This is a genomic window from Mesorhizobium sp. WSM4308, assembly GCF_002294905.1.
GTDB lineage: Bacteria > Pseudomonadota > Alphaproteobacteria > Rhizobiales > Rhizobiaceae > Mesorhizobium.
In genome coordinates, this window is record NZ_NSFW01000002.1 from 14,914 (window position 1) to 35,767 (window position 20,854).

Genomic DNA, 20,854 nt, shown 5'->3' on the forward strand with positions numbered 1-20,854 from the left:
ATCATGCTGATAGAAGGCTTTCGTTTTCAAGCCGGTGAATGTTCGAAGCTCGTCCGCGGAGCTTTGAAACCCTGAGACAAGGACAAGGTCATGGCGCCCCGTTCCGCCGAAGCCAGCCGCAAGACCAAGGAAACCGACATCTCGGTGTCGGTCCATGTCGACGGTTCGGGCAAATCCGATATCGCCACGGGCGTCGGCTTCTTCGACCATATGCTCGACCAGCTTTCGCGCCATTCGCTGATCGACATGACGGTGACGGCCAAGGGCGACCTGCACATAGACGACCACCACACGGTCGAGGACACCGGCATCGCGCTCGGCCAGGCCTTGACCAAGGCACTGGGCGAGCGGCGCGGCATCATGCGCTATGCCTCGATCGACCTTGCCATGGACGAGACGCTGACGCGCGCGGCGATCGACGTGTCCGGCCGGCCGTTCCTGGTCTGGAACGTATCTTTCTCGTCGCCCAAGATCGGCACCTTCGACACCGAGCTGGTGCGGGAATTCTTCCAGGCGCTGGCCCAGAATGCCGGCATCACGCTGCATGTCACCAACCATTACGGCGCCAACAACCACCACATCGCCGAGACCTGCTTCAAGGCGGTGGCGCGTGCGCTGCGTGCCGCACTCGAGCCCGACCCGCGCCAGCCGGACGCGGTTCCCTCCACCAAGGGATCGTTGAAGGGATAGGCCATGGCCACCTATGTTGTGATGCAACCGCCGGGCCGCAGCGAGAAGGTCGATGCAACGGCCTTGATCCGCGACGGCTTCACCTGGCTCGGCCTGCTGGTACCGCCGCTATGGCTCGCCTGGCACCGGCTGTGGATCGAGGCCGGACTTGCCTTCGTCGTCATGGGCCTGCTTTCGATGGCAGGGGAAAACCTTGGCCTTGGATTGGCAAGTTCGCTGCTGTCGCTCCTGGTTTCGTTCTATGTCGGCCTGGAAGGGCAGGGGTTGCGCATCGCGGCCCTTCGCCGGCGCGGCTGGCATGAATGGGGCGTGGTTCAGGCCGGCCGGCTCGACGATGCCGACATCCGCTATGCGCTGGAGGTCGAGGGGCACGCGGAGGAAATCACGCCGCCGCCGCGCATCGTCCCCGATGCCGCCCTGGCGCGCCCGGCGCAGCCGGGCATGGCGCTGGGCCTGACCCACATACCGGGACGGCACTGACATGCGGGTAGCAATCATCGACTACGGCTCGGGCAATCTGCGCTCGGCCACCAAGGCCTTCGAGCGTGCCGCGCGCGAAGCCGGCATATCGGCCGAGATCGACCTGACGGCAGATGCCGACCGGGTGCGCAGCGCCGACCGCATCGTCCTGCCCGGCGTCGGCGCCTATGCCGACTGCGCGGCCGGCCTGCGTGCCGTCGACGGCATGTGGGAGGCGGTCGAGGACGTCGCGATCGCCAAGGGCCGGCCCTTCCTCGGCATCTGCGTCGGCATGCAGCTGATGTCTGAGCGCGGCCTGGAAAAGACCGTCACCCATGGCTTCGGCTGGATATCGGGCGACGTCAAGGAGATCACACCCACTGATCCCGCGCTGAAGATCCCGCAGATCGGCTGGAACACGATCGAGCTCAGGCGCCAGCACCCGCTGTTTACCGGCATCCCGACCGGACCAGCCGGGCTGCACGCCTATTTCGTCCATTCCTACCATCTCGACGCGAAAAAGCCGGACGAGGTTGTGGCCGTCGCCGACTATGGTGGTCCGGTGACGGCGGCCGTCGCCCGCGACAATCTCGTTGGCACGCAGTTCCATCCCGAGAAGAGCCAGGCGCTCGGCCTGGCGCTGATCACCAATTTCCTGCGCTGGAGGCCCTAGAGCATGAGCGAGAAGGTGCCTCAATCGTGATCCTGTTTCCTGCCATCGACCTCAAGGACGGCCAATGCGTGCGCCTGAAGCACGGCGATATGGCGACCGCCACCATCTACAACGATGATCCCGCCGCGCAGGCAAAAGCCTTCGAGGACCAGGGTTTCCAATGGCTGCACGTCGTCGACCTCAACGGCGCCTTCCAGGGCCAGAGCGTCAACAGCGCGGCGGTCGGCGCCATCCTCAAGGCGACGAAGAACCCGGTGCAGCTCGGCGGCGGCATCCGCACGCTGGCCCAGATCGAGGACTGGCTCGACCGGGGGCTGGCCCGCGTCATCCTCGGCACGGTGGCGGTGCGCGATCCCGACCTGGTCAGGCAGGCCTGCAAGGCTTTCCCGGGCAAGGTCGCCGTCGGCATCGACGCGAAGGGCGGCAAGGTGGCCGTCGAGGGCTGGGCCGAGGCGTCGAGCCTCGGCGTCGTCGAACTGGCGAGGAAATTCGAGGGCGCCGGTGTGGCCGCCATCATCTACACCGACATCGATCGCGACGGCGTGCTGACCGGCATCAACTGGGACGCCACCATCGACCTCGCCGAGGCCGTGTCGATCCCGGTCATCGCTTCGGGCGGCCTCGCCTCGATCGCCGACATCGTGCGCATGACGATGCCCGATGCACAGAAGCTCGAAGGCGCAATTTCCGGCCGCGCGCTCTATGACGGCCGCATCGATCCGGCCGAGGCGCTGGCGATCCTGCAGGGCCGGCCCGCGGCGGAGGCGAAATCGTGAAAATCACCCTCATCCTGGCCTCCTATGACAGCGGCCACTATCACGGCGGCATGGGCCAGGGCCCGGACGCGCTGATCGCAGGCGGCCTGGTCGACGCCCTGACCATTGCCGGCCACGAGGTCGCGGTCGCGGATATCGGCAGGGTCGGTGACGACCAGGAACGCGAGATCGCCACCGGTTTCGCCGTCTGCAACGCCGTCTCTGGCGAGGTCCGCATTGCCATCGACAGGGGACGGTTCCCCATCGTGCTCGCTGGAAACTGCCTGACATCGGCCGGTGCGGTCGCCGGCGCGGGCGCCGATGCGATCATCTGGGCCGACCAGCATGGCGACCTCAACACGCCCGAGACCTCCGTCTACGGCTTTCTCGACGGCATGGCGCTGGCGACCGTGCTTGGCCTGTGCTGGCGCCCGATGGCATCAGCCATTCCCGGCTTCAAGCCGATCGATCCCTCGCGCTGCGTGCTCCTCAATGCCCGCGATCTCGATCCGGCCGAGGAAGGGCTCCTCAAGACCTTGCCGGTGATCCGCACCGAATGTCCAGGCGTGGGGCCGGCAACCGCGAAACTGAGGGCTGCAGGCGCCAAAAGCGTGCACATGCATCTCGACCTCGACGTGCACGACCCCAAGGAGCTGCAGGCCAACCGCTACGCAATTTCAGGCGGGCCAAGCCCGGAACAATTGCGCGACGCGGCCTGCGCCATGGCCCTTGCCATTCCGGTCGTCGGCATCACTATTTCCGCCTACGATCCGGCCTTCGACGCGCAGGGCGACGTCCCGCCGCTGGTCGGCGAGCTGCTCAACGATCTCATCGCCACAATAGAGGGCCGCTGATGCTGAAAGCCCGTGTCATCCCATGCCTCGACGTCAAGGACGGCCGCGTCGTCAAGGGCGTCAACTTCGTCGACCTCATCGATGCCGGCGACCCGGTCGAGGCGGCCAAGGCCTATGACGCCGCCGGTGCCGACGAGCTCTGCTTTCTCGACATCACCGCCTCGTCCGACAACCGTGAAACCATCTTCGATGTCATCGCCCGCACCGCCGAGCAGTGCTTCATGCCGCTGACTGTCGGCGGCGGCGTGCGCCAGGTCGCCGACATCAGGAAGCTGCTTCTGGCCGGCGCCGACAAGGTGTCGATCAATACGGCGGCGGTGAAGAACCCGGATTTCGTCGCCGAAGCCGCCGACAAGTTCGGCAACCAGTGCATCGTTGTCGCCATCGACGCCAAGAAAGTGTCCGGTATCGGCGAGGCCGACCGCTGGGAGATCTTCACCCATGGCGGGCGCGAGAAGACCGGCATCGACGCGGTCGAATTCGCGCGTCAAATGGTCGATCGAGGCGCTGGCGAGATCCTGTTGACCTCGATGGACCGCGACGGCACCAAGGCCGGCTACGACATCGCGCTGACACGTGCGATCGCTGATGCGGTGCGCGCGCCGGTCATCGCTTCGGGCGGCGTTGGCACGCTGGATCACCTGGTCGAAGGCATTCGCGACGGCCATGCCGGCGCGGTGCTGGCGGCCTCGATCTTCCATTTCGGCACCTACACGATCGCCCAGGCCAAGGCGCATATGGCCGCCGCGGGGCTGCCGATGCGGCTGGACTCCTCGGGCGATCGGCCCTAGAGGCTGTTCCGGCTAAGAAAAGGGCCCCAGGCGCCATGGCTGAATTTTCGTTCTCCGATCTGGAGACAACCATCAGGGACCGCGCCCATTCCGGCGACCCGGATTCCTGGACAGCGAAACTGTTCGCGCGCGGTATCGACAAGGCCGCCCAGAAACTCGGCGAGGAGGCGGTCGAGACGGTGATTGCCGCCGTCAAGGGCGACAGACAGGGGCTCGTTTCCGAAAGTGCCGATCTTATATATCATTGGCTCGTCGTCCTCGGCCTCTCGGGTGTTCCGCTGAGCGACGTGCTCAAGGAGCTCGAAAGCCGCACCGGGCGTTCGGGCATCGCCGAGAAGGCGTCACGGCCCAAGGGCTGACCGCGAGGGAGGGCAGGAATCTCGATGGATCAGCTCGCGCCAACCGAGAAATATTCCCCCTTTCGCTTCTTCTCGGCCGAGCAATGGTCGCAATTCCGCGCCGACACGCCACTGACGCTGAGCGAGGACGAGTTCCGCCGCCTGCGTTCGCTCAACGATCCGGTCGACCTTGAGGAGGTCAAGCGTATCTATCTGTCGTTGTCGCGGCTTCTGTCCGCCCATGTCGAGGCGAGCCAGCTCTTGTTCCGGCAGCGCCAGGCCTTCTTCAACGCCGTCGACATCGTCAAGACGCCGTTCATCATCGGCATCGCGGGCTCCGTCGCCGTCGGCAAATCGACCACCGCACGCGTGCTGAAGGAGCTTCTGGCGCGCTGGCCGTCGAGCCCCAAGGTCGATCTCATCACCACCGACGGTTTCCTGCTGCCCAATGAGGTGCTGCGCCGCGAGAACCTGATGGAACGCAAGGGCTTTCCCGACAGTTACGACGTCGGCGCGCTGCTGCGTTTCCTCTCGGGCATCAAATCGGCGCTGCCGGATGTCCGCGCGCCGGTCTATTCCCACCTCACCTATGACGTCATTCCCGGCGAGTTCGTCACCATCGACCGGCCCGACATTCTGATCTTCGAAGGCATCAATGTCCTGCAGCCGGGCAAGTTGCCTCAGGACGGCAAGATCGTGCCCTTCCTGTCCGACTTTTTCGACTTCGCCATCTATATCGATGCCGACGAGAAGCTGATCCACGAATGGTACATCTCGCGCTTCATGCGGCTGCGCGAGACCGCCTTCCGCAATCCGGACTCCTTCTTCCACCGCTACTCGCAGCTTTCGGAGGAAGCGGCGCGCGCCATCGCCGAAGGCCTGTGGTCCAACATCAATCTGAAGAATTTGCGCGAGAACATCCTGCCGACCCGCGCCCGCGCCGACCTCATCCTGCGCAAGGGCGCCGACCATCTGGTCGAGGAAGTGGCGCTGCGCAAACTTTAAAGCAGTTCCAGGAAATGTGGCGGGCCTGTCACCGACAACCCCGCCACACGGCATTCATTTCATCCGCATCGCGGCTCAGCCATTGGCGAACGGCACCGCGACATAGATCTGGCTGCCGTCGCGTTCGACCAAAAGCAGCACCGACTTGCGGCCCGATTTGCTCGCCTGCGCGATCGCCTGCGTGACCTGCCTGGCACTCTTCACCGGAGCCTGGTTGACGGCGACGATGATATCGCCGGGTTGGACGCCGGCGGCGGCCGCCGCCTTGTCGGGATTGACGCTGGCGACCACCGCGCCGCGCTCGTCGTCGGCGAGGTTCAGCTGCTGGCGAATGTCGGGCGTGATGTCCAGCAGGCCGAGGCCGATCGCGGGTGCGCGCGCGCCCTGCTCGGCGTTCGGCGCGCCGGAGTCACCGGCCGATGCCGTCTTCACATCGTCGCTGTTTTGCCCGACGTTGACGGAAATCTGCATGGCCTTGCCCTTGCGCCAGACATCAAGCGTTTCCTTGGCGCCCGGCGAGACGTCCGCGACGGCCCGCGACAGGTCCTTGGGGTCTTTCACGTCCTGGCCGGCGAAGCCGGTGATGACGTCGCCGGTTTCGATGCCGGCCTTGGCCGCCGGCGAGCCGTCATTGACCTGCGAGACCAGTGCGCCGCCTGCATGATCGAGCCCTACGGCGGCAGCCACGTCCGGGGTCACCGGCTGGATCTCGACGCCGAGATAGCCGTATTCGATGTTGCCGCCCTTCATCAGCTTGGCGACCACCTTCTGGGCCTGGTCGGACGGAATGGCGAAGCCGACGCCGACGCTGCCGCCATTGGGCGAATAGATCGCCGTGTTGATGCCGACGACGTTGCCGTTCACATCCACAAGCGGGCCACCGGAATTGCCATGGTTGATCGGCGCGTCGATCTGGATGAAATCGTCGAACGGCCCGCTGTGCAGGTCACGGCCGCGTGCCGAAACGATGCCGGCGGTCACCGTGGTGCCGATGCCGAACGGGTTGCCGATCGCCAGCACCTGGTCGCCGGTCATCAGCTTGTCGGAATCGCCCCATTTGACGGTCGGCAGCGGCTTGTCGGCCTTGATCTCGAGCACCGCAAGGTCGTTCTTGGCGTCGCGGCCGACAAGCTTGGCGGGAAGTTCGGTGCCGTCGTCGAGCGTCACCTTGATCGAAGAGGCGCCGTCGACGACGTGATTGTTGGTGACGATGGTGCCGTCTGTGCCGACGATGAAGCCGGAACCGAGGGCTTCCTGGCGCGGTGCCTGCTGCGGCGGCGTCTTGGGCATTGGGGCGCCCTGATTGCCGAAGAACTGGCGGAAATAGTCGTCGAAAGGCGAACCGCCGTCGAAAGGCGAGGTTTCGCCCATGGTTTCAGCCTGTGCCTTCATGACCGTTGTGACCGTCACTACGGCCGGCTTGGTGGTGGCCACGACCGGCGCGAACGAGCCGTTCGGCGCCTTGATCCCCACGATTGGGGTCTGGGTCGTCGCAACGGCGTTGCTCAGGCCGGCGTTGTCGCCGCTTTGGGCAAACGAGACGACGACAGGGGAGATGATCAGCGCAGCGCCCAGCAGGGCGGCGACGCGATGTCTGCGAAGAATACCAAGAGGTGACATGGTCGTTCTGTCCGGGCGAGGGTTGATCCGGCGCCGCGGGTGGCTCTTGGGAGAAGCGCCCGTCGGCGTGTCGACGGCCGGGCTTGCCTGTCTCGCCGTACATGGCGGTCGGCCGGATCGACACCGAGGTATCTAGGGTGCCGATCGGCCCGAATTAGGGTTTTTGGCCGACCTTACGAAGATTTAATTCGGGGAGCGCTTACGGATCGTCATGCCGGCGCAGATAGTCGGTCGCAATCTCGCGCATACGCTTGCCGTCGAAGCTCGGCCCGTGGCCGCCATGGCCGATGCGGATCGGCAGGTCGAGCAGGCGCTGCATGGTGCTGGCATAGGCGGCCCGATCGGAATCCGGCAGCGAGTCGATCAGCGTGTCGTCGTAGATGGCATCGCCGCTGAAGAACAGTCCGTCGGCCTCGTCGAAAAGGGCGATCGAATCCGGCGAATGCCCGGGCAGGTGCAGCACGCGGAATTGCCGGTCGCCGAGATCGACCACGTCGCCCTCGTCAAGCGTCCGCGTCAGCGGTGCCGAGGGGATCTTGTAGTCGGCGGCCTTCCAGCCTGGCGCCGGCAATTTCGACACGGCGCCTTCGAGATCATGGAACATGTAGGCATAGGTCGCCGCCTCATCCATGCTCTCGAACTGCGCGGCGCTCATCCTCGGCCCGGCCCGCCACGGAAATTCATGCAGCGAGCCGACATGGTCGAGATGGATGTGGGTGGCGACGACCAGCAGCGGCTTGCCCTGCGGCGTCTCGATCTGCGGCGCCAGCGGGCAGATACCCATGCCGGTGTCGACCAGGAGGTCGGCGTCGCGGCCTCGCAGATGCCAGATGTTGGCGCGCACATAGGCATGCACGAACGGCTCGGTCAGCATCGTCGTCCTGTCGTCGACAATGCTCTTGCTGAACCACTCCATTAAACGAAAGGCTTCCCGACCTTGTACTTTTCCGGCACCAGCCGCTTGAGATAGGCCATGCCGGCCTCGGACAACCGGTTGACGTCGGGCTTCATGAAATCGTCAGGCATGTGACGGGTCTTGCCGGCGACGTTCTTCAGCGGCACCTTCTTCAGAACGGTCTTTGCGCCGTCATATTGCAGCGCCACGGAGCCGCCGCCCTGTTCGGCGACGGACACGGCGAAGGCGCCGGCATCGAACGCCTCTTGTGCGTCGACGGCGCTGATGGCGCCGACGTAGCCGCGCGGCATATAGCCGAGCGCGTCGACGCGGGCCCGCTTGCCCGGCAGGCCTTCGGCCAATGCGCGCTCGAGGGCTGCCGGCAGGTCGCTGCCCGACAATTTGACGTTGCCATGCGCGTCGCGCTCCAGCTTGTCCGGCGGTACCAGGCTTTCGACCAGCGCCTTGCCGTCGGCGGTGCTCACCCCTTCCGACACGGCGACGATGCAGCGCTTGTGGCGGTCGAGCGTGGCACGCACATCATCGATGAAGCCCGCGGCCGAGAATGGCCGCTCCGGCACGTACACCAGATGCGGGCCGCTGTCGGGATCGAGCTGCCAGGCGGCCGCCGCTGCGGTGAGAAAACCGGCATGCCGGCCCATCACGATGCCGACATAGATGCCGGGCAAAGCGCGGAAATCGAGATCGACGGAGAGGAAGGCGCCGGCGACGAACTCGGCCGCCGAGATGAATCCCGGCGTATGGTCGTTCTCCTCCAGATCATTGTCGATGGTCTTCGGCGCATGGACGAAAGCGATCGAGCCGCCGGCGGCGTCGGTCAGGATCTGCTGTGTGCCCGACGTGTCGTTGCCGCCGATATAGATGAAGGCGTCGGCGCCGGCCTTCTTCAAGCCGTTGAGGATGACGTCGCAATAGGCCGCATCCGGTTTGTCGCGCGTCGAGCCGAGTGCCGCGCTTGGCGTTCCGGCGATCAGCCGCAGCCGATCCTCGGGGATGGCCGAAAGGTCGACATAATTGCCGTCGCGAATGCCGCGCACGCCATGGATGGAGCCCAGGACCTTGGCGCCCGGATGCCGCTTGCGGATCTCCAGCGTGGCGCCGACCACCGTCTGGTTGATGACGGCGGTCGGGCCGCCGCCTTGCGCGATGACAAAAGTTCCGGCCATTCCTGACGTCTCCCGAGCGATGGTTTTCAAGGCACCTTGGCCTGTCTTGCCGCATCACGCAACGGGAGAGTCGCGAGCATGATCCCGAAAAGTGGAAACGGGTTTTCGGCAAAAGTTCATGCTCGAACAGGAAGATGGAAGCGGCAGCGTAGGCCGCCCAAACAATCAGATGACGACGACCGGGTTTTTCTTCGAAACGCGGCTGTAGAGGTCGATGATGTCCTGGTTGATCAGGCGCACGCAGCCCGACGACATTGCCTGGCCGATGCTCCACCATTCGGGCGAGCCGTGGATGCGGTAGCCGGTGTCCCTGCCGTCCTGGTAGATGTAGAGCGCGCGCGCGCCGAGCGGATTGGTGAGGCCGCCGGGCTGGCCGCCCTGCCACTTCACCAGTTCGGGCTTGCGCTGGATCATCTCCGGCGGCGGCGTCCACGTCGGCCATTCCCGGCCATACTGGATGTTGGCGCGGCCGGACCAGCGGAAGCCGTCCTTGCCGATGCCGACGCCGTAGCGGATGGCGTCGCCGCCCGGCTGGACGAGATAGAGCATGCGCTCCTTGAGATGGACGACGATGGTTCCGGGCGCCTCGCCGGTCGTGTCGACGACAATCTGGCGGCGGAATTCCGGCTTGACCTTGAGATAAGGCACTTCAGGCACGTTGAAACCATTGTCCGTCAAAGAGGCGTACATCAGGTCGGGGCTGGTGATGTTCCTGTCGACGCTGATCGCCGGCCGCATCGGCGGTACGGAACCGGTGACCGTATTGTCGAGTTCGAGCGCCGGCATGCCACCGCCGGAAGTCGAGCAGCCGGCCGCACCGAGTAGCGCCAGCGCGCCTGCCCCGGACAGGACGGCGCGGCGGGAAAGATGACGATCGGTTTCGATTGCGTCGCCGTTTCGTGGCGGCGTCGGACCTTGCGGCAACTCACGCATATACCCAAACCCTACGCTGTCGGCGGGAAGCACGGTCCGGCCGGATAGCGGGCATTTTCCTCATTCATGGTTGATAAAGCGTGAATGCCTTGCTCTGCCTGCATTTGCGCCTGGCATGGCGGCATCGGGCCGTCCCGAATGAACTGGCAACCGGACGTTGCTACATAAAAAGACCCAGGTCGGGTCATAATCCCGGCGCCGGCCTTTCCTACGCATCAGGCGGTCAGCGAGGGGCCTGCATGTGCAAGACGCTAAAAACCGACATCACGCTTGTTGCCGCTGCCATTGTCGCGGCGGCCTTGGTTCTCGGCGCCGATGTCAGCCTGGCCGATATCGTGAGCACGCTGGGCGGCGCGAACTGACGCCGACCTGCCTTTGGCGCAATTGATAGCACGGCAATTCCAGGGAAAGTGCGTGGCGGTCTTCCGCCCGAATGTTCGTAAAAACAAAAATCAGGCCTCTTTACATTGCCCCTAGGCTGAGGATTTATCCTTCTCCTTAACCCAAGGGAGACAGACATGTCCTTCGAGAACTGGGCCGCTTTCGCCGCCGCGTCGACCATCCTGCTCATCATTCCGGGTCCGACCATCCTGCTGGTCGTGTCCTATGCGCTGGGCCAGGGCTGGCGCACCGCTTTGCCGATGGCGGTTGGTGTGGCGCTCGGCGATTTCACCGCCATGACCTTGTCGATGCTCGGCATCGGCGCGCTGCTCGCCGCTTCGGCAACCGTCTTCACCATGCTGAAGCTGATCGGCGCCGGCTATCTGATCTATCTCGGCGTGAAACTGTTCCGCGCCGGCGGCGCGCTTAAAGCCGAGCCGCGCACCGACGCGGTGTCTTCGGCCAAGATGATGGCGCATGCCTGGCTGGTCACCGCGCTCAACCCGAAAAGCATCACTTTCTTCGTCGCCTTCCTGCCGCAGTTCCTCGACCGGCACGCCGATTTCTGGACGCAGATGCTGATCTTCGAGACGACTTTCCTGGCGCTCGCCTTCGCCAATGCCTTCGGCTATGCGCTGATTGCGGCCCGCGCCCGAAACGTCGTGCGCAATCCCAAGGCGATCCGCATCTTCAACCGCACCGGCGGCACGCTGCTGGTCGGCGCCGGCATCGCCACGGTGGCGATGCGTTCGGGTAATTGATGTCCCGACGGGGACGCAGGTGAGGCCCCGAGGGCCTCACCATTTAACGCTGATACCCACATTGCCCTCGAGGATGCGGCGCTTGTCGCCGCCCAGATTGGTCGTGTAGTCGCCGGTGGCAAAGAGGCTGACCTTGTCGGTCACCTCAGCGACCACGCCGCCGCCGAACTCGAAGGAGGTCGACCGGCCCTCGGTCGAGATGTCGGTGGTGTCGAAATTGACATGGCTGGTGCCGCCGAAATCGTGCCAGATGTTGGCTTTGAGGTAGGGCTGCAGCGCCACGCCGTTGATGGTGGTCTCGCCCTGCAGCCGCGCACCCAGCCGGCCGCTGACGCTGTCGTCGGTATCGAAGGAAACCGACGAGAAGCGGTCGTTGGTGTCGTCGAGCGACAGATGCTGCCAGACCAGTTGCGCCTGCGGCTCAAGCGTCCAGCCCTGTGCCAGCGCGATTGGGTAGCCGCCTTCCAGCGAAGCGGTGACGCCTGTTCCGCCGACATCGATGCCGATGTCGCGCGACGATGTCGCGTCGCCGCCGAAGAAGGTGGCCATGAGGACGCCGTCAAGGTACCAGCCGCTTTGGCCGATCCGGGTCCAGTAACCGCCGATGCTGGTGCCGGTGACGTCGAGGCTGCCGACGGACAGATCGTTCCATCCCAGCGCCTGGCCGCGCAAATCGCCCTTCATGCTGGCATAGGCGACGAACAGGCCGGCGCGATCGATTCCGCCCGAGGCGGTGTCGCGGCCGAACACGTCGAAGCCCGCCTGGAGGCCGTACAGCGTGCCGTCGAAGGAGGGCGACACCGTTCCCGACCAGCCCATCTTGGCGTCCTGGCCATAGATGCGGCCCCAGACCGGCGATAGCTCGGGGTTCGACAGCAGGCTTTGCTCACCCCGCCGTTCGTGGAAGGTGCCGAGCGTCGTCATCGCCAGGTGTTCGGCCACCGGCGGCAAGGCCGAATAGACCGGCACCTCGATGCGGTAGAGCGGGATCACGGCTGCCTGCACCGCCGTCGCTCCGGGTGTCGGCGGCGCCGGCTGGACAGGCGGCGGGCCAGGCAGTGTCGGCACTGGAAGCGCCGGCGCTTCGGTCGGCACCACCGGCGGTGGTGGTGGCGGATCCGCCGGAGGCGCCGGTGGTGGTGGCGGCGGTGGTTCGGGTGGCGGGTCGCTGGCCTGCACGGGCGGTGTCGGGTCGACCGGCGGATTGTTGATGTCGCCCTCGCTCGGCGGCGGGGTCGGCGGCAGTTCGGAGGGCGGCGGCGGTGGCGGCTCGGCCGCCGGCGGCACCGGTTCCACCGGCGGAGGGGGCTCGACCGTCGGTGGCGCCGCGGCCGGCGTCGTCGGTGTTATCAGCGTCGAGCGCAGATACCAGTTCTCCTCGCTGCCGGCGCTGACGCCGCCCTTGAAAAGATAGTATTCGAAGGCGCCGGCGGCGACCGGCCCGTCAAGCGCGAAGGTCGAGGCGCCCGAAGTGGCGCCGTTGACCGCCTGGACGAGCATGATGCCGTCCTGTGTGGTCGCGGCACCCGCACCGCCGGCGTTGACCACGGAAATGCCGGTCGAGCCGGAAGCCGTGCCGCCCGAAAGCACCAGCCTGTCGGACGCGGAAGAATCGTCGCCGAGTTCGGTCTGGACAAGCAGCACGCCGCCGGCGCCGACATAATTGCCCGAAATCGTCAGCCGGTCGGTTGCGCCCGTGGCGCCGTTGGTCAGGTCGATGCGCCCGGCATTGGTCACTTCCGCCAACTGGCCTGCCGTGAAGGCCTGGATCGTCGAGTTGAAGCCGCCGCCATAGAGCGTGCTCGAAGCATCGACGCTGAGCGAGCCCGTGCCGGTGCCACTGTCGCCGAGCTTGAGATTGCCGTCGAGCATCAGCTGTGTGTCGTTGGTGGCGCTGATGCTTTCCCAGTTCTGGACCCGGCTGATCCCCTCCAGCTTGACGTTGTCGAAGGTCAGCGCATCGGTACCGAGGCCGCCATTCAAGGCATCCGTGCCGCCGAGATTGGCGTTGGTGAGGTTGCTGAGCTTGGCGGTATCGTTGTCGGCGCCGAGATCGACGGCGCCATAGATGATGCCGCCGCCATTCCAGACGAAACTGTCGGAGCCAAAGCTCATCAGTACATCGCCGCCGACCGTACCGCCTGATATCGTCACGCTGTCATTGCCGCCGCTGACGCTGATGTTGCCGCCGATCGTGCCGCCCGACAGGATGACGGTGTCCTGGTCAAAGCCGGTGACGAGGTTGCGGTCGATGGTGCCGCCGGACATGTTGAAATAGTTCTTGTCGAGCTTCATGTTGACCCGGCCGATGCGGCCGCCGGTCATCACGGCGTTGTCGCCATCGTCGAAGAAATCGACGATGCGCCCGCCTGTCATGGTGAATGTGTCCAGCCCGTCGCCCTGGTTGAGCGATCCGATCTGGCCGCCGCTCATGTTGAAATCGTCGATGCCGGCGCCCTGCTGGACATTGCCGGCGACGGTGCCGCCGCCGATGGTGAAGAAATCGGTGCCGTCGCCCTGGTCGACCGTGCCGGTGATGGTGCCGGACTGCATGTCGATGCGATCCATACCGGCGCCGAAGATGACGTTGCCGCTCACCTGCCCGGTGCCGCCTGCGGGAAAGGTCAGCGTGTTGTTGCCGCTGGTATCGGTAAGGCTGCCGCCGGAATCGCCGCTGTCGCAGGTGAAGGTGGTGTTTCCGGCCGACGGAACCAGAATGCAGGCCGCCAGGGCCGCGGAATTCGGCAGCAACACAAGTGCTGTAGTTGCAAATAAGCTAATAAACCATGGATGGATTTGCTGCGGCTTTCGCCACGACAAAGAATTCGACTGATCGACGTTTTCCGAACGGCCGTTCGGACGCTGTATTTCAAAATGCTGCATCGCGTCCCCCTCTCAGATCGCGATTACAAGCCCTTCGCCGCGCCGCAATGAAGCCACAATTCGTTCGCTTTTACAAAGCCTAATCTGCATTCGATGGTTGATGAACTGCAAAGGCAGCTGGCATGAACCTTGTGCAGTGCATGGATTGGCACGTCCGTGGCCCATGATTTAAGATCGCCTTGGCCTGAAGGGTCTGGGGCTTGTCCCAGGTCGATCAGAGGATGTTGCATGGCAATCAGGGACGCATTCGGCCTGACATTTTCGGGCGCCACCGAAGCGGGATTCACGCCCTACGGCCAGGCCGTGCGTGAATTGCTGTGCTTCATCGGCGATCCGGTCGCCTCCGTCGACCGTGCCATATCGGAGGATCCCGGTTTCGTCATGGCGCATGTTTTCAAGGGCTATCTCTTCGGCCTCGCCACCGAGCGCGACGCGACGGCGGTGGCCAGGGCTTGCCACGAGGCGGCGCTGCCGCTTGCCGCGACGACGCGCGAAGAGGCGCATGTCTTGGCCCTTGGCCACCTCGCCAACGGGCGCTGGCATGACGCCGCCAGGATCCTCGAGGATATCGCCATCGAGACCCCCCTCGACGCACTGGCGCTGCAGGTCGGGCACCAGATCGACTTCTTCACCGGCAATGCCCGCATGCTGCGTGACCGCATCGCCCGTGCCTTGCCGTCATGGCAGGGCGGCATGCCGGGCTACCACGCTATTCTCGGAATGCAGGCCTTCGGGCTGGAGGAAATGGGCGACTATGCCAGGGCCGAACAGCTCGGTCGCGCGGCGGTCGAGATCGAGCCGCGCGACGGCTGGGCGCAGCATGCGGTCGCGCATGTCATGGAAATGCAAAGCCGGCAAAGGGACGGGATCGCCTGGATGCGCGCCAATCCCGAAGCCTGGACAAAGGAGAGCTTCCTGCAGGTGCACAATTGGTGGCACCTGGCGCTGTTCCATTACGATCTCGGCGAGATCGACCAGGTGCTGGCGCTCTATGACGGACCGATCTATGGCGCGCCATCGGCGATGGCGCTGAACATGGTCGATGCGTCGGCAATCCTGTGGCGGCTGCATCTCGGCGGCATCGATGTCGGTGACCGCTGGACGGCGCTCGCCGCCAATTGGCCCAAGGCCGGCGCCGGCGATTATGCCTTCAACGATGCGCATGCGATGATGGCCTTCGTTGGCGCCGGGCTCGACACCCCGGCGCGGACCTTGCTCGATGCCCAGCGCGAGGCCATGCGCGGCAATGGCGACAACGCCGCTTTCACGCGCGATGTCGGCCATCCGCTGACGCTGGCAATCAAGGCGTTCGGCGAGGGCAACTACACAGAGGCCGTGCACCTGATCCGGCCGATCCGGACGATCGCCAACCGCTTCGGCGGCAGCCACGCACAGCGCGACGTCATCGACCTGACGCTGATCGAAGCGGCCTTGCGGGCCGGTGACCGCGCGCTCGCCGGGGCGCTCACGGCCGAGCGTTCGATGGCGCGGCCGGATAGCCCACTCTCCGTGCTGCTTGCGCGACGCGCGGCCGATTTGTCAGAGAATTGACCGCAAGCCGATCTTGCCTTAAAAACTGGCTCAGCCAGATTTTTTCGAGATCCGAAAAAAATAATTGGCATGGGAGGATGACATGTATCTCGGCCTCGACCTGGGCACGTCGGGCGTCAAGGCGCTGCTGATCGATGCCGGACAGACCGTCGTCGGTTCCGGCCATGGCTCGCTCGACGTCTCGCGGCCGCATCCCGGCTGGTCCGAACAGGATCCGTCCCACTGGATACGCGCCTGCGAAGATGCGATCGCCGAACTCAAGGCCTCCCATCCCAGGCAATTCGCGGCGGTGAAAGGCATCGGCCTGTCCGGTCAGATGCACGGCGCGACCTTGCTCGATTCAGCTGACAAAGTGCTGCGCCCCTGCATCCTGTGGAACGACACGCGCAGCCATGTCGAGGCGGCGGCGCTCGACGCCGATCCGCGCTTCCGCAAGCTCACCGGCAACATCGTTTTCCCCGGCTTCACCGCGCCCAAGCTCGCCTGGGTTAAGAACAACGAACCCGCCGTCTTCGCCAAAGTGGCGCAGGTGCTGCTGCCGAAGGATTTCCTGCGGCTTTGGCTGACCGGCGAGCACATTTCCGAAATGTCCGACTCCGCCGGCACGTCCTGGCTTGATGTCGGGGAGCGCCGCTGGTCGCCCGAATTGCTGGCGGCAACGTCGCTCGACGAGAAGCAGATGCCGTCGCTGGTCGAAGGCACCGAGAAGGCTGGCGGTTTGCGCGCTGAATTGGCATCGAAATGGGGCGTCGAGGCCGGCATCCCGATTGCCGGTGGCGCCGGCGACAATGCAGCCTCGGCCTGCGGCATGGGCACGGTCGGCGCTGGCCATGCCTTTGTCTCTCTCGGTACGTCGGGCGTGCTGTTTGCCGCCAACGCGTCCTATCTACCCAACCCGGCAAGTGCTGTCCACACTTTCTGCCATGCGCTGCCCAACACTTGGCACCAGATGGGCGTGATCCTGTCGGCGACCGATTCGCTCAACTGGCTGTCGGAGATCACTGGAAAGGGCGCGGGTGAACTGACCGCCGAACTCGGCGACGCGCTGAAGGCGCCGACCGGTGTATCCTTCCTGCCCTACCTCTCTGGCGAGCGCACGCCGCATAATGATTCCGCCATCCGCGGTTCCTTCACCGGGCTGGCGCATGAATCGAGCCGCGCAGTGCTGACGCAAGCGGTGCTCGAGGGCGTCGCCTTCGCCTTCCGCGATAGTCTCGAAGCCCTGAAGACGGCCGGCACCACATTGACGCGGGTGACGGCGATCGGCGGCGGCTCACGCTCGCGCTACTGGCTGAAATCGATCGCCACCGCGCTGCAGGTGCCGGTGGACATTCCCGCCGACGGCGATTTCGGCGCCGCCTTCGGTGCCGCCAGGCTCGGTCTGATCGCGGCGACGGGTGTCGCTCCGCTGGCCGTCTGCTCCGCCCCAAGGACGGATGCCACGATCGAACCGGATGCCAAGCTCGGCGGCGCCTATGCGGACGCCTATCATCGCTACCGGGCGCTCTATCCGGCAATCAGGAGTGCCACGGCGTGAACGATTTCTCGCCCACGCCGCGACTTCCGGCCTCACTGCGCCGGCACTTTGTCCAGAAAACCGGTGATGCTCTTCAGGCGGCCGTTTTCGATGACGCCGATGTCGGTGCCTTCGATCACCGAAGGGACGCCTTCAGGCCCGAGGTTCCAGGAGAAGCGGATCTTGTCGGCGAAGCCGTCCGGCGTGCCCTTCAGCGAGAAGCGGAAGCCGGCAAAGCGTTGCTGCACGCCGTCGATGAGCGCCGCGACACCGTCATGGCCGTCGCCCTGCATGACCGGATCGCGATAGCTGACGTCTTCGGTGAAGGTGGCCTTCAGCAATTCGGCGCGGCGGCCGGCATCGCTTTCGTTCCAGGCAGTGATGTAGCCCTCGGCGATCTTGTTGAGGTCGGTCATGGTCTGTCTCCTTTGTTTGATGGCTTTGACATGAGCCTTTTCGACCAGCCTGGGACCGAAACCAATTACGCCTGAGGTAATCAGGGCGAACTATTCGAGAGAGGACAGAAATCATGAGCAGCGGATTTTTCGGCGACATCCAGAAGATCAAATATGAGGGGCCGGATTCGACCAATCCGCTGGCCTACCGCTTCTACAATCCTGACGAGGTGGTGGCCGGCAAGCGGCTGGAAGACCATCTGCGCTTCGCCGTCGCCTACTGGCACTCCTTTGCCTGGCCGGGTGGCGACCCGTTCGGCGGCCAGACCTTCGACCGCCCCTGGTTCCCCAAGGCGGGCGGCATCGACACGATGGAACTGGCGAAGCTCAAGGCCGATGTCGCCTTCGAGATGTTCTCGCTGCTCGGCGCGCCCTATTTCTGCTTCCACGACGCCGATGTCCGGCCCGAGGGCAAGGACTTTTCAGAAAGTGCCGCCCGCCTCGACGAGATCGCTGACTATTTCGCCGGCAAGATGAAGCAGACCGGGGTCAAGCTGCTCTGGGGCACGGCGAACCTTTTTTCGCATCGCCGCTTCATGTCGGGCGCCGCCACCAATCCCGATCCGGATGTCTTTGCCTATGCGGCGGCGACGGTGAAAAGCTGCATCGACGTCACCAAGCGGCTGAAGGGTGAGAACTATGTGCTGTGGGGCGGGCGCGAAGGCTATGAGACGCTGCTCAACACCGACCTTGCCCGCGAGCAGGAACAGGCCGGCCGCTTCCTCAGCCTCGTCGTCGACTACAAGCACAAGATCGGCTTCAAGGGCACCATCCTGATCGAGCCGAAGCCGCAGGAGCCGACAAAGCATCAGTACGACTATGACGTCGCAACCGTTTACGGCTTCCTCAAGCGCTTCGGCCTGGAGAAGGAGGTCAAGCTCAACATCGAGCAGGGCCACGCCATCCTCGCCGGCCACTCCTTCGAGCACGAACTGGCGCTCGCCAATGCCCTCGGCGTCTTCGGTTCGATCGACATGAACCGCAACGACTACCAGTCGGGCTGGGACACCGACCAGTTCCCCAACAACGTGCCGGAAATGGCGCTGGCCTACTACCAGGTCCTGCAGGCTGGTGGCTTCAAGACCGGCGGCACCAATTTCGACGCCAAGCTGCGCCGTCAGTCGCTCGACCCGCAGGACCTGCTGATCGGCCATATCGGCGGCATGGATTCTTGTGCGCGCGGCCTCAAGGCCGCGGCCCGCATGGTCGAGGACAAGGCGCTGTCGGCGCCGCTGGCCGAGCGCTATGCCGGCTGGAACACGGCAGAGGGCAAGGCAATGCTGTCGGGCAAGCGCACGCTGGAGGACATCGCCGAGCGCGTGGTCAAGAAGAAGATCGAACCGCAGCCGCGCTCCGGCCGTCAGGAATTGCTGGAAAACATCGTCAACCGCTACGTGTGAGGTGTCTTGCGGTGCCCGATTCGCGCGCCGCAGAGCTGAAAATTGCATTCCGCGCGGGGTGGAGCCACACGAGCATGATAGAGCTCGGCGAGGCGTTGACCACCTCGCCGGCGATCGGCGCCGGGCGTGGACGCGTGGGGACGAGCCTGTCGCCGGAACACGGCGCTGAGGGTTGCGCCGGCCTTGTAGCACTGCGCCGCGTCGGGGAATTCCGCCAGTGCCGGAATGCGTGTCATCGCGTCTTCTCGAGGCATTGTCCGCCCGCGGGCCTGCGCCGGAATGTCCGAAGTCAATGTAGCGCAATACCAAAAGGTTTGCCCGCGCCGCCCCTCAATGACCTCGCTCTTGCCTTCAAACTGCCGTCACGTATCTCGTATAAAAGGGACCTGTGGCGGGTGAAAAGGAAGGAGGCGAACCGATATGCAGCACGAACGCGAAATCGACGCCCTGCTCTCATCCGGTGAGACCGGATCGATCATCGACGGGCTGATGGCGCTGCCGCGGCCGACCGACGACGTGAAAAACCAATGGGATCGCGCCGTCAGCAACCGCTTTGAAATCCGGCTGGTGCGACAGATGCGCTCGCAGATCGACGCCGGCAGCGATCGCCAGAACGCCGCCTGATTCCCCTGAACTGACTTAGCCCCGGCGCAACCTCACCGGGGCTTCGCCAAACGCTCTTGAAAACGCTCTGGAAAATGCCGCGGCGGACGAGAATCCGGTCCGCCCGGCAATATCCGCCATGGCCACGCGCGTGTCGACCACCAGCCGGCGCGCGGCCCCCAGCCGCAGCCTCAGATAATAGGCGCCCGGCGTCTCGCCGATCGACTTGCGAAAGATGCTTTCCAGGGTCCGTGCCGTCACGCCGGCGCGCTTGGCGATGGCTTCTATGGTCAGCGGCTGGTCGACATGCGCTTCCATCAGCCGGATGGCCTGCGCCAGGCGCGGATCGTAGCCATCAAGCCGGCCGAGCGAGACCAGCGGCTGCGCATCGGTCGCCACGCGCGCCTGGTCGTAGATGAACGCGCTTGCCACATCGAGCGCCACGGCCATGCCGAGCCGAGTGCGGATCAGGTGCAGCATCAGGTCCAGGGTCGGCGACGCGCCGCCCGTGGTGAAGACGGGCCCATCGATGATGTATCGGTCGGGGCGCACGTCGACGCCCGGAAATGCGGAGGAAAAATCCTCCATGTCCTCCCAATGGGTGGTGGCGCTGCGCCCTTCCAGCAAGCCGGCGCGCGCCACCAGCCAAGTGCCCGCTTCGACGCCGCCGCAGGCGCGGGCCGACCGCGCCGCGCGGCGCAACCCGGCGAGCAAGGCCGACGTCGCATAGTTCTGCGTACCGAAGCCCGCGACCACGACCAGGACATCGGTCGGTTCCGTTGCATCGAATCGGCCGCTGACCGCCACGGGCAGGCCGCATGTTGTGACCGGCGCCTCCCCGGTTACCGAAACCAGCTTGAAGTCGAACAGGGTTTCGCCGGCGATGCGGTTGGCGGCCCGCAGCGGATCGACGGCGCACGCCACGCACATGATGGATGCCCCGGAAAACACCAGCAGCGTCACCTTGAGCGGCGACTGCTCGGCGCGAAAGATTGTCGCTTTTTCGTTTTTTGTCATTCAGCCTTCGTAAAGCGCAAAGCAGCCGCCTGCAAGTCGCGCAATGTTATGCGGGTCCCTGTGCATGTCGTTGTCCCAAAGCCGGTT

Annotated in this window: 21 protein-coding genes; 14 read left to right on the forward strand and 7 right to left on the reverse strand. The window is 64.9% G+C overall.

Features of this window, described 5'->3' with window-relative positions; genetic code table 11:
* Positions 1 to 90: 90 nt before the first annotated feature.
* From hisB to coaA, 8 genes are read left to right on the forward strand one after another with little or no spacing between them, the layout of a single operon-like run.
* A complete protein-coding gene (gene hisB / locus CK227_RS02965) occupies positions 91 to 690 on the forward strand; it encodes an imidazoleglycerol-phosphate dehydratase HisB (RefSeq protein WP_095771489.1) in 600 nt (199 codons plus the stop codon).
* A 3-nt stretch (positions 691 to 693) separates the two neighbouring features.
* A complete protein-coding gene (locus CK227_RS02970; RefSeq protein WP_095771490.1) occupies positions 694 to 1,170 on the forward strand; it encodes a DUF2628 domain-containing protein in 477 nt (158 codons plus the stop codon).
* Between the two features lies 1 nt (position 1,171).
* Positions 1,172 to 1,822: an imidazole glycerol phosphate synthase subunit HisH gene (gene hisH, locus CK227_RS02975; RefSeq protein ID WP_095771491.1), complete on the forward strand. Its 651-nt coding sequence runs from the start codon at positions 1,172 to 1,174 to the stop codon at positions 1,820 to 1,822.
* Positions 1,823 to 1,848: 26 nt separating this feature from the next.
* Positions 1,849 to 2,598, forward strand: coding sequence for a 1-(5-phosphoribosyl)-5-[(5-phosphoribosylamino)methylideneamino]imidazole-4-carboxamide isomerase (gene hisA, locus CK227_RS02980; protein ID WP_095771492.1), 750 nt, complete (start codon positions 1,849 to 1,851; stop codon positions 2,596 to 2,598).
* Positions 2,595 to 3,431: an arginase family protein gene (locus tag CK227_RS02985; RefSeq protein WP_095771493.1), complete on the forward strand. Its 837-nt coding sequence runs from the start codon at positions 2,595 to 2,597 to the stop codon at positions 3,429 to 3,431. The genes hisA and CK227_RS02985 overlap by 4 nt, the downstream gene beginning before the upstream one ends.
* The gene (hisF, locus tag CK227_RS02990; protein ID WP_179296026.1) at positions 3,428 to 4,222 is read left to right on the forward strand and encodes an imidazole glycerol phosphate synthase subunit HisF; all 795 of its coding nucleotides are present in this window, start codon (positions 3,428 to 3,430) and stop codon (positions 4,220 to 4,222) included. The genes CK227_RS02985 and hisF overlap by 4 nt, the downstream gene beginning before the upstream one ends.
* A gap of 35 nt (positions 4,223 to 4,257) precedes the next feature.
* Positions 4,258 to 4,581 carry a phosphoribosyl-ATP diphosphatase gene (locus CK227_RS02995; RefSeq protein WP_095771495.1) on the forward strand — a complete coding sequence of 108 codons (324 nt, stop codon included), beginning with the start codon at positions 4,258 to 4,260 and terminating at the stop codon, positions 4,579 to 4,581.
* 24 nt (positions 4,582 to 4,605) lie between these two features.
* Positions 4,606 to 5,565, forward strand: a complete 960-nt coding sequence (coaA, locus tag CK227_RS03000) for a type I pantothenate kinase (RefSeq protein WP_095771496.1) — start codon at positions 4,606 to 4,608, stop codon at positions 5,563 to 5,565.
* Positions 5,566 to 5,640: 75 nt separating this feature from the next.
* Here coaA and CK227_RS03005 read toward each other — a convergent pair whose 3' ends face one another.
* The 4 genes from CK227_RS03005 to CK227_RS03020 all read right to left on the reverse strand — a co-directional run bounded on the left by CK227_RS03005 (position 5,641) and on the right by CK227_RS03020 (position 10,200).
* Entirely contained in the window at positions 5,641 to 7,185 is a 1,545-nt protein-coding gene (locus CK227_RS03005; protein WP_095771497.1) for a DegQ family serine endoprotease, read from the reverse strand.
* Between the two features lie 199 nt (positions 7,186 to 7,384).
* Positions 7,385 to 8,101 (reverse strand): MBL fold metallo-hydrolase, encoded by a 717-nt coding sequence (locus CK227_RS03010; RefSeq protein ID WP_095771498.1) that lies wholly within the window; start codon positions 8,099 to 8,101, stop codon positions 7,385 to 7,387.
* The gene (locus CK227_RS03015; protein ID WP_095771499.1) at positions 8,101 to 9,267 is read right to left on the reverse strand and encodes a diphosphate--fructose-6-phosphate 1-phosphotransferase; all 1,167 of its coding nucleotides are present in this window, start codon (positions 9,265 to 9,267) and stop codon (positions 8,101 to 8,103) included. The genes CK227_RS03010 and CK227_RS03015 overlap by 1 nt, the downstream gene beginning before the upstream one ends.
* 165 nt (positions 9,268 to 9,432) lie before the next feature.
* A complete protein-coding gene (locus CK227_RS03020) occupies positions 9,433 to 10,200 on the reverse strand; it encodes a L,D-transpeptidase (protein ID WP_095771500.1) in 768 nt (255 codons plus the stop codon).
* A 239-nt stretch (positions 10,201 to 10,439) separates the two neighbouring features.
* Between CK227_RS03020 and CK227_RS37785 the strand changes: the two genes are divergently transcribed.
* Together CK227_RS37785 and CK227_RS03030 are read left to right on the forward strand one after the other, a co-directional pair.
* Positions 10,440 to 10,562 (forward strand): hypothetical protein, encoded by a 123-nt coding sequence (locus CK227_RS37785; protein WP_095771501.1) that lies wholly within the window; start codon positions 10,440 to 10,442, stop codon positions 10,560 to 10,562.
* Positions 10,563 to 10,718: 156 nt separating this feature from the next.
* The gene (locus CK227_RS03030) at positions 10,719 to 11,342 is read left to right on the forward strand and encodes a LysE family translocator (RefSeq protein ID WP_095771502.1); all 624 of its coding nucleotides are present in this window, start codon (positions 10,719 to 10,721) and stop codon (positions 11,340 to 11,342) included.
* A gap of 36 nt (positions 11,343 to 11,378) precedes the next feature.
* Here the strand turns inward: CK227_RS03030 and CK227_RS03035 are convergent, their stop codons facing one another.
* Entirely contained in the window at positions 11,379 to 14,225 is a 2,847-nt protein-coding gene (locus tag CK227_RS03035) for an autotransporter outer membrane beta-barrel domain-containing protein (RefSeq protein ID WP_095771503.1), read from the reverse strand.
* Positions 14,226 to 14,453: 228 nt separating this feature from the next.
* On the opposite strand from CK227_RS03035, the gene CK227_RS03040 reads away from it, so the two are divergent.
* The gene (locus CK227_RS03040) at positions 14,454 to 15,776 is read left to right on the forward strand and encodes a tetratricopeptide repeat protein (RefSeq protein WP_095771504.1); all 1,323 of its coding nucleotides are present in this window, start codon (positions 14,454 to 14,456) and stop codon (positions 15,774 to 15,776) included.
* An 82-nt stretch (positions 15,777 to 15,858) separates the two neighbouring features.
* Positions 15,859 to 17,313, forward strand: a complete 1,455-nt coding sequence (xylB, locus tag CK227_RS03045; RefSeq protein ID WP_095771505.1) for a xylulokinase — start codon at positions 15,859 to 15,861, stop codon at positions 17,311 to 17,313.
* A gap of 32 nt (positions 17,314 to 17,345) precedes the next feature.
* On the opposite strand, the gene CK227_RS03050 is transcribed toward xylB, so the two are convergent.
* A complete protein-coding gene (locus tag CK227_RS03050) occupies positions 17,346 to 17,708 on the reverse strand; it encodes a nuclear transport factor 2 family protein (protein WP_095771506.1) in 363 nt (120 codons plus the stop codon).
* A 113-nt stretch (positions 17,709 to 17,821) separates the two neighbouring features.
* Between CK227_RS03050 and xylA the strand changes: the two genes are divergently transcribed.
* Entirely contained in the window at positions 17,822 to 19,147 is a 1,326-nt protein-coding gene (gene xylA, locus CK227_RS03055) for a xylose isomerase (RefSeq protein ID WP_038651459.1), read from the forward strand.
* A gap of 420 nt (positions 19,148 to 19,567) precedes the next feature.
* Positions 19,568 to 19,771: a hypothetical protein gene (locus CK227_RS03060; RefSeq protein ID WP_095771507.1), complete on the forward strand. Its 204-nt coding sequence runs from the start codon at positions 19,568 to 19,570 to the stop codon at positions 19,769 to 19,771.
* A 15-nt stretch (positions 19,772 to 19,786) separates the two neighbouring features.
* Here the strand turns inward: CK227_RS03060 and CK227_RS03065 are convergent, their stop codons facing one another.
* On the reverse strand, positions 19,787 to 20,767 hold the full coding sequence (locus tag CK227_RS03065) for a GlxA family transcriptional regulator (RefSeq protein ID WP_095771508.1): 981 nt from the start codon (positions 20,765 to 20,767) through the stop codon (positions 19,787 to 19,789).
* Positions 20,768 to 20,854 lie beyond the last annotated feature (87 nt).

What these genes read in the sequence shown, in the direction of transcription:
- CK227_RS03060 (WP_095771507.1), top strand. Translation starts at nt 19,568, where the DNA reads ATGCAGCACGAACGCGAAATCGACGCCCTGCTCTCATCCGGTGAGACC.
- hisH (WP_095771491.1), top strand. Translation starts at nt 1,172, where the DNA reads ATGCGGGTAGCAATCATCGACTACGGCTCGGGCAATCTGCGCTCGGCC.
- CK227_RS02970 (WP_095771490.1), top strand. Translation starts at nt 694, where the DNA reads ATGGCCACCTATGTTGTGATGCAACCGCCGGGCCGCAGCGAGAAGGTC.
- CK227_RS03005 (WP_095771497.1), bottom strand. Translation starts at nt 7,185, where the DNA reads ATGTCACCTCTTGGTATTCTTCGCAGACATCGCGTCGCCGCCCTGCTG.
- CK227_RS37785 (WP_095771501.1), top strand. Translation starts at nt 10,440, where the DNA reads ATGTGCAAGACGCTAAAAACCGACATCACGCTTGTTGCCGCTGCCATT.
- CK227_RS03050 (WP_095771506.1), bottom strand. Translation starts at nt 17,708, where the DNA reads ATGACCGACCTCAACAAGATCGCCGAGGGCTACATCACTGCCTGGAAC.
- xylB (WP_095771505.1), top strand. Translation starts at nt 15,859, where the DNA reads ATGTATCTCGGCCTCGACCTGGGCACGTCGGGCGTCAAGGCGCTGCTG.
- CK227_RS03030 (WP_095771502.1), top strand. Translation starts at nt 10,719, where the DNA reads ATGTCCTTCGAGAACTGGGCCGCTTTCGCCGCCGCGTCGACCATCCTG.
- CK227_RS03015 (WP_095771499.1), bottom strand. Translation starts at nt 9,267, where the DNA reads ATGGCCGGAACTTTTGTCATCGCGCAAGGCGGCGGCCCGACCGCCGTC.
- CK227_RS03020 (WP_095771500.1), bottom strand. Translation starts at nt 10,200, where the DNA reads ATGCGTGAGTTGCCGCAAGGTCCGACGCCGCCACGAAACGGCGACGCA.
- hisB (WP_095771489.1), top strand. Translation starts at nt 91, where the DNA reads ATGGCGCCCCGTTCCGCCGAAGCCAGCCGCAAGACCAAGGAAACCGAC.
- CK227_RS03035 (WP_095771503.1), bottom strand. Translation starts at nt 14,225, where the DNA reads ATGCAGCATTTTGAAATACAGCGTCCGAACGGCCGTTCGGAAAACGTC.
- coaA (WP_095771496.1), top strand. Translation starts at nt 4,606, where the DNA reads ATGGATCAGCTCGCGCCAACCGAGAAATATTCCCCCTTTCGCTTCTTC.
- CK227_RS03010 (WP_095771498.1), bottom strand. Translation starts at nt 8,101, where the DNA reads ATGGAGTGGTTCAGCAAGAGCATTGTCGACGACAGGACGACGATGCTG.
- CK227_RS02995 (WP_095771495.1), top strand. Translation starts at nt 4,258, where the DNA reads ATGGCTGAATTTTCGTTCTCCGATCTGGAGACAACCATCAGGGACCGC.
- CK227_RS03065 (WP_095771508.1), bottom strand. Translation starts at nt 20,767, where the DNA reads ATGACAAAAAACGAAAAAGCGACAATCTTTCGCGCCGAGCAGTCGCCG.
- xylA (WP_038651459.1), top strand. Translation starts at nt 17,822, where the DNA reads ATGAGCAGCGGATTTTTCGGCGACATCCAGAAGATCAAATATGAGGGG.
- CK227_RS03040 (WP_095771504.1), top strand. Translation starts at nt 14,454, where the DNA reads ATGGCAATCAGGGACGCATTCGGCCTGACATTTTCGGGCGCCACCGAA.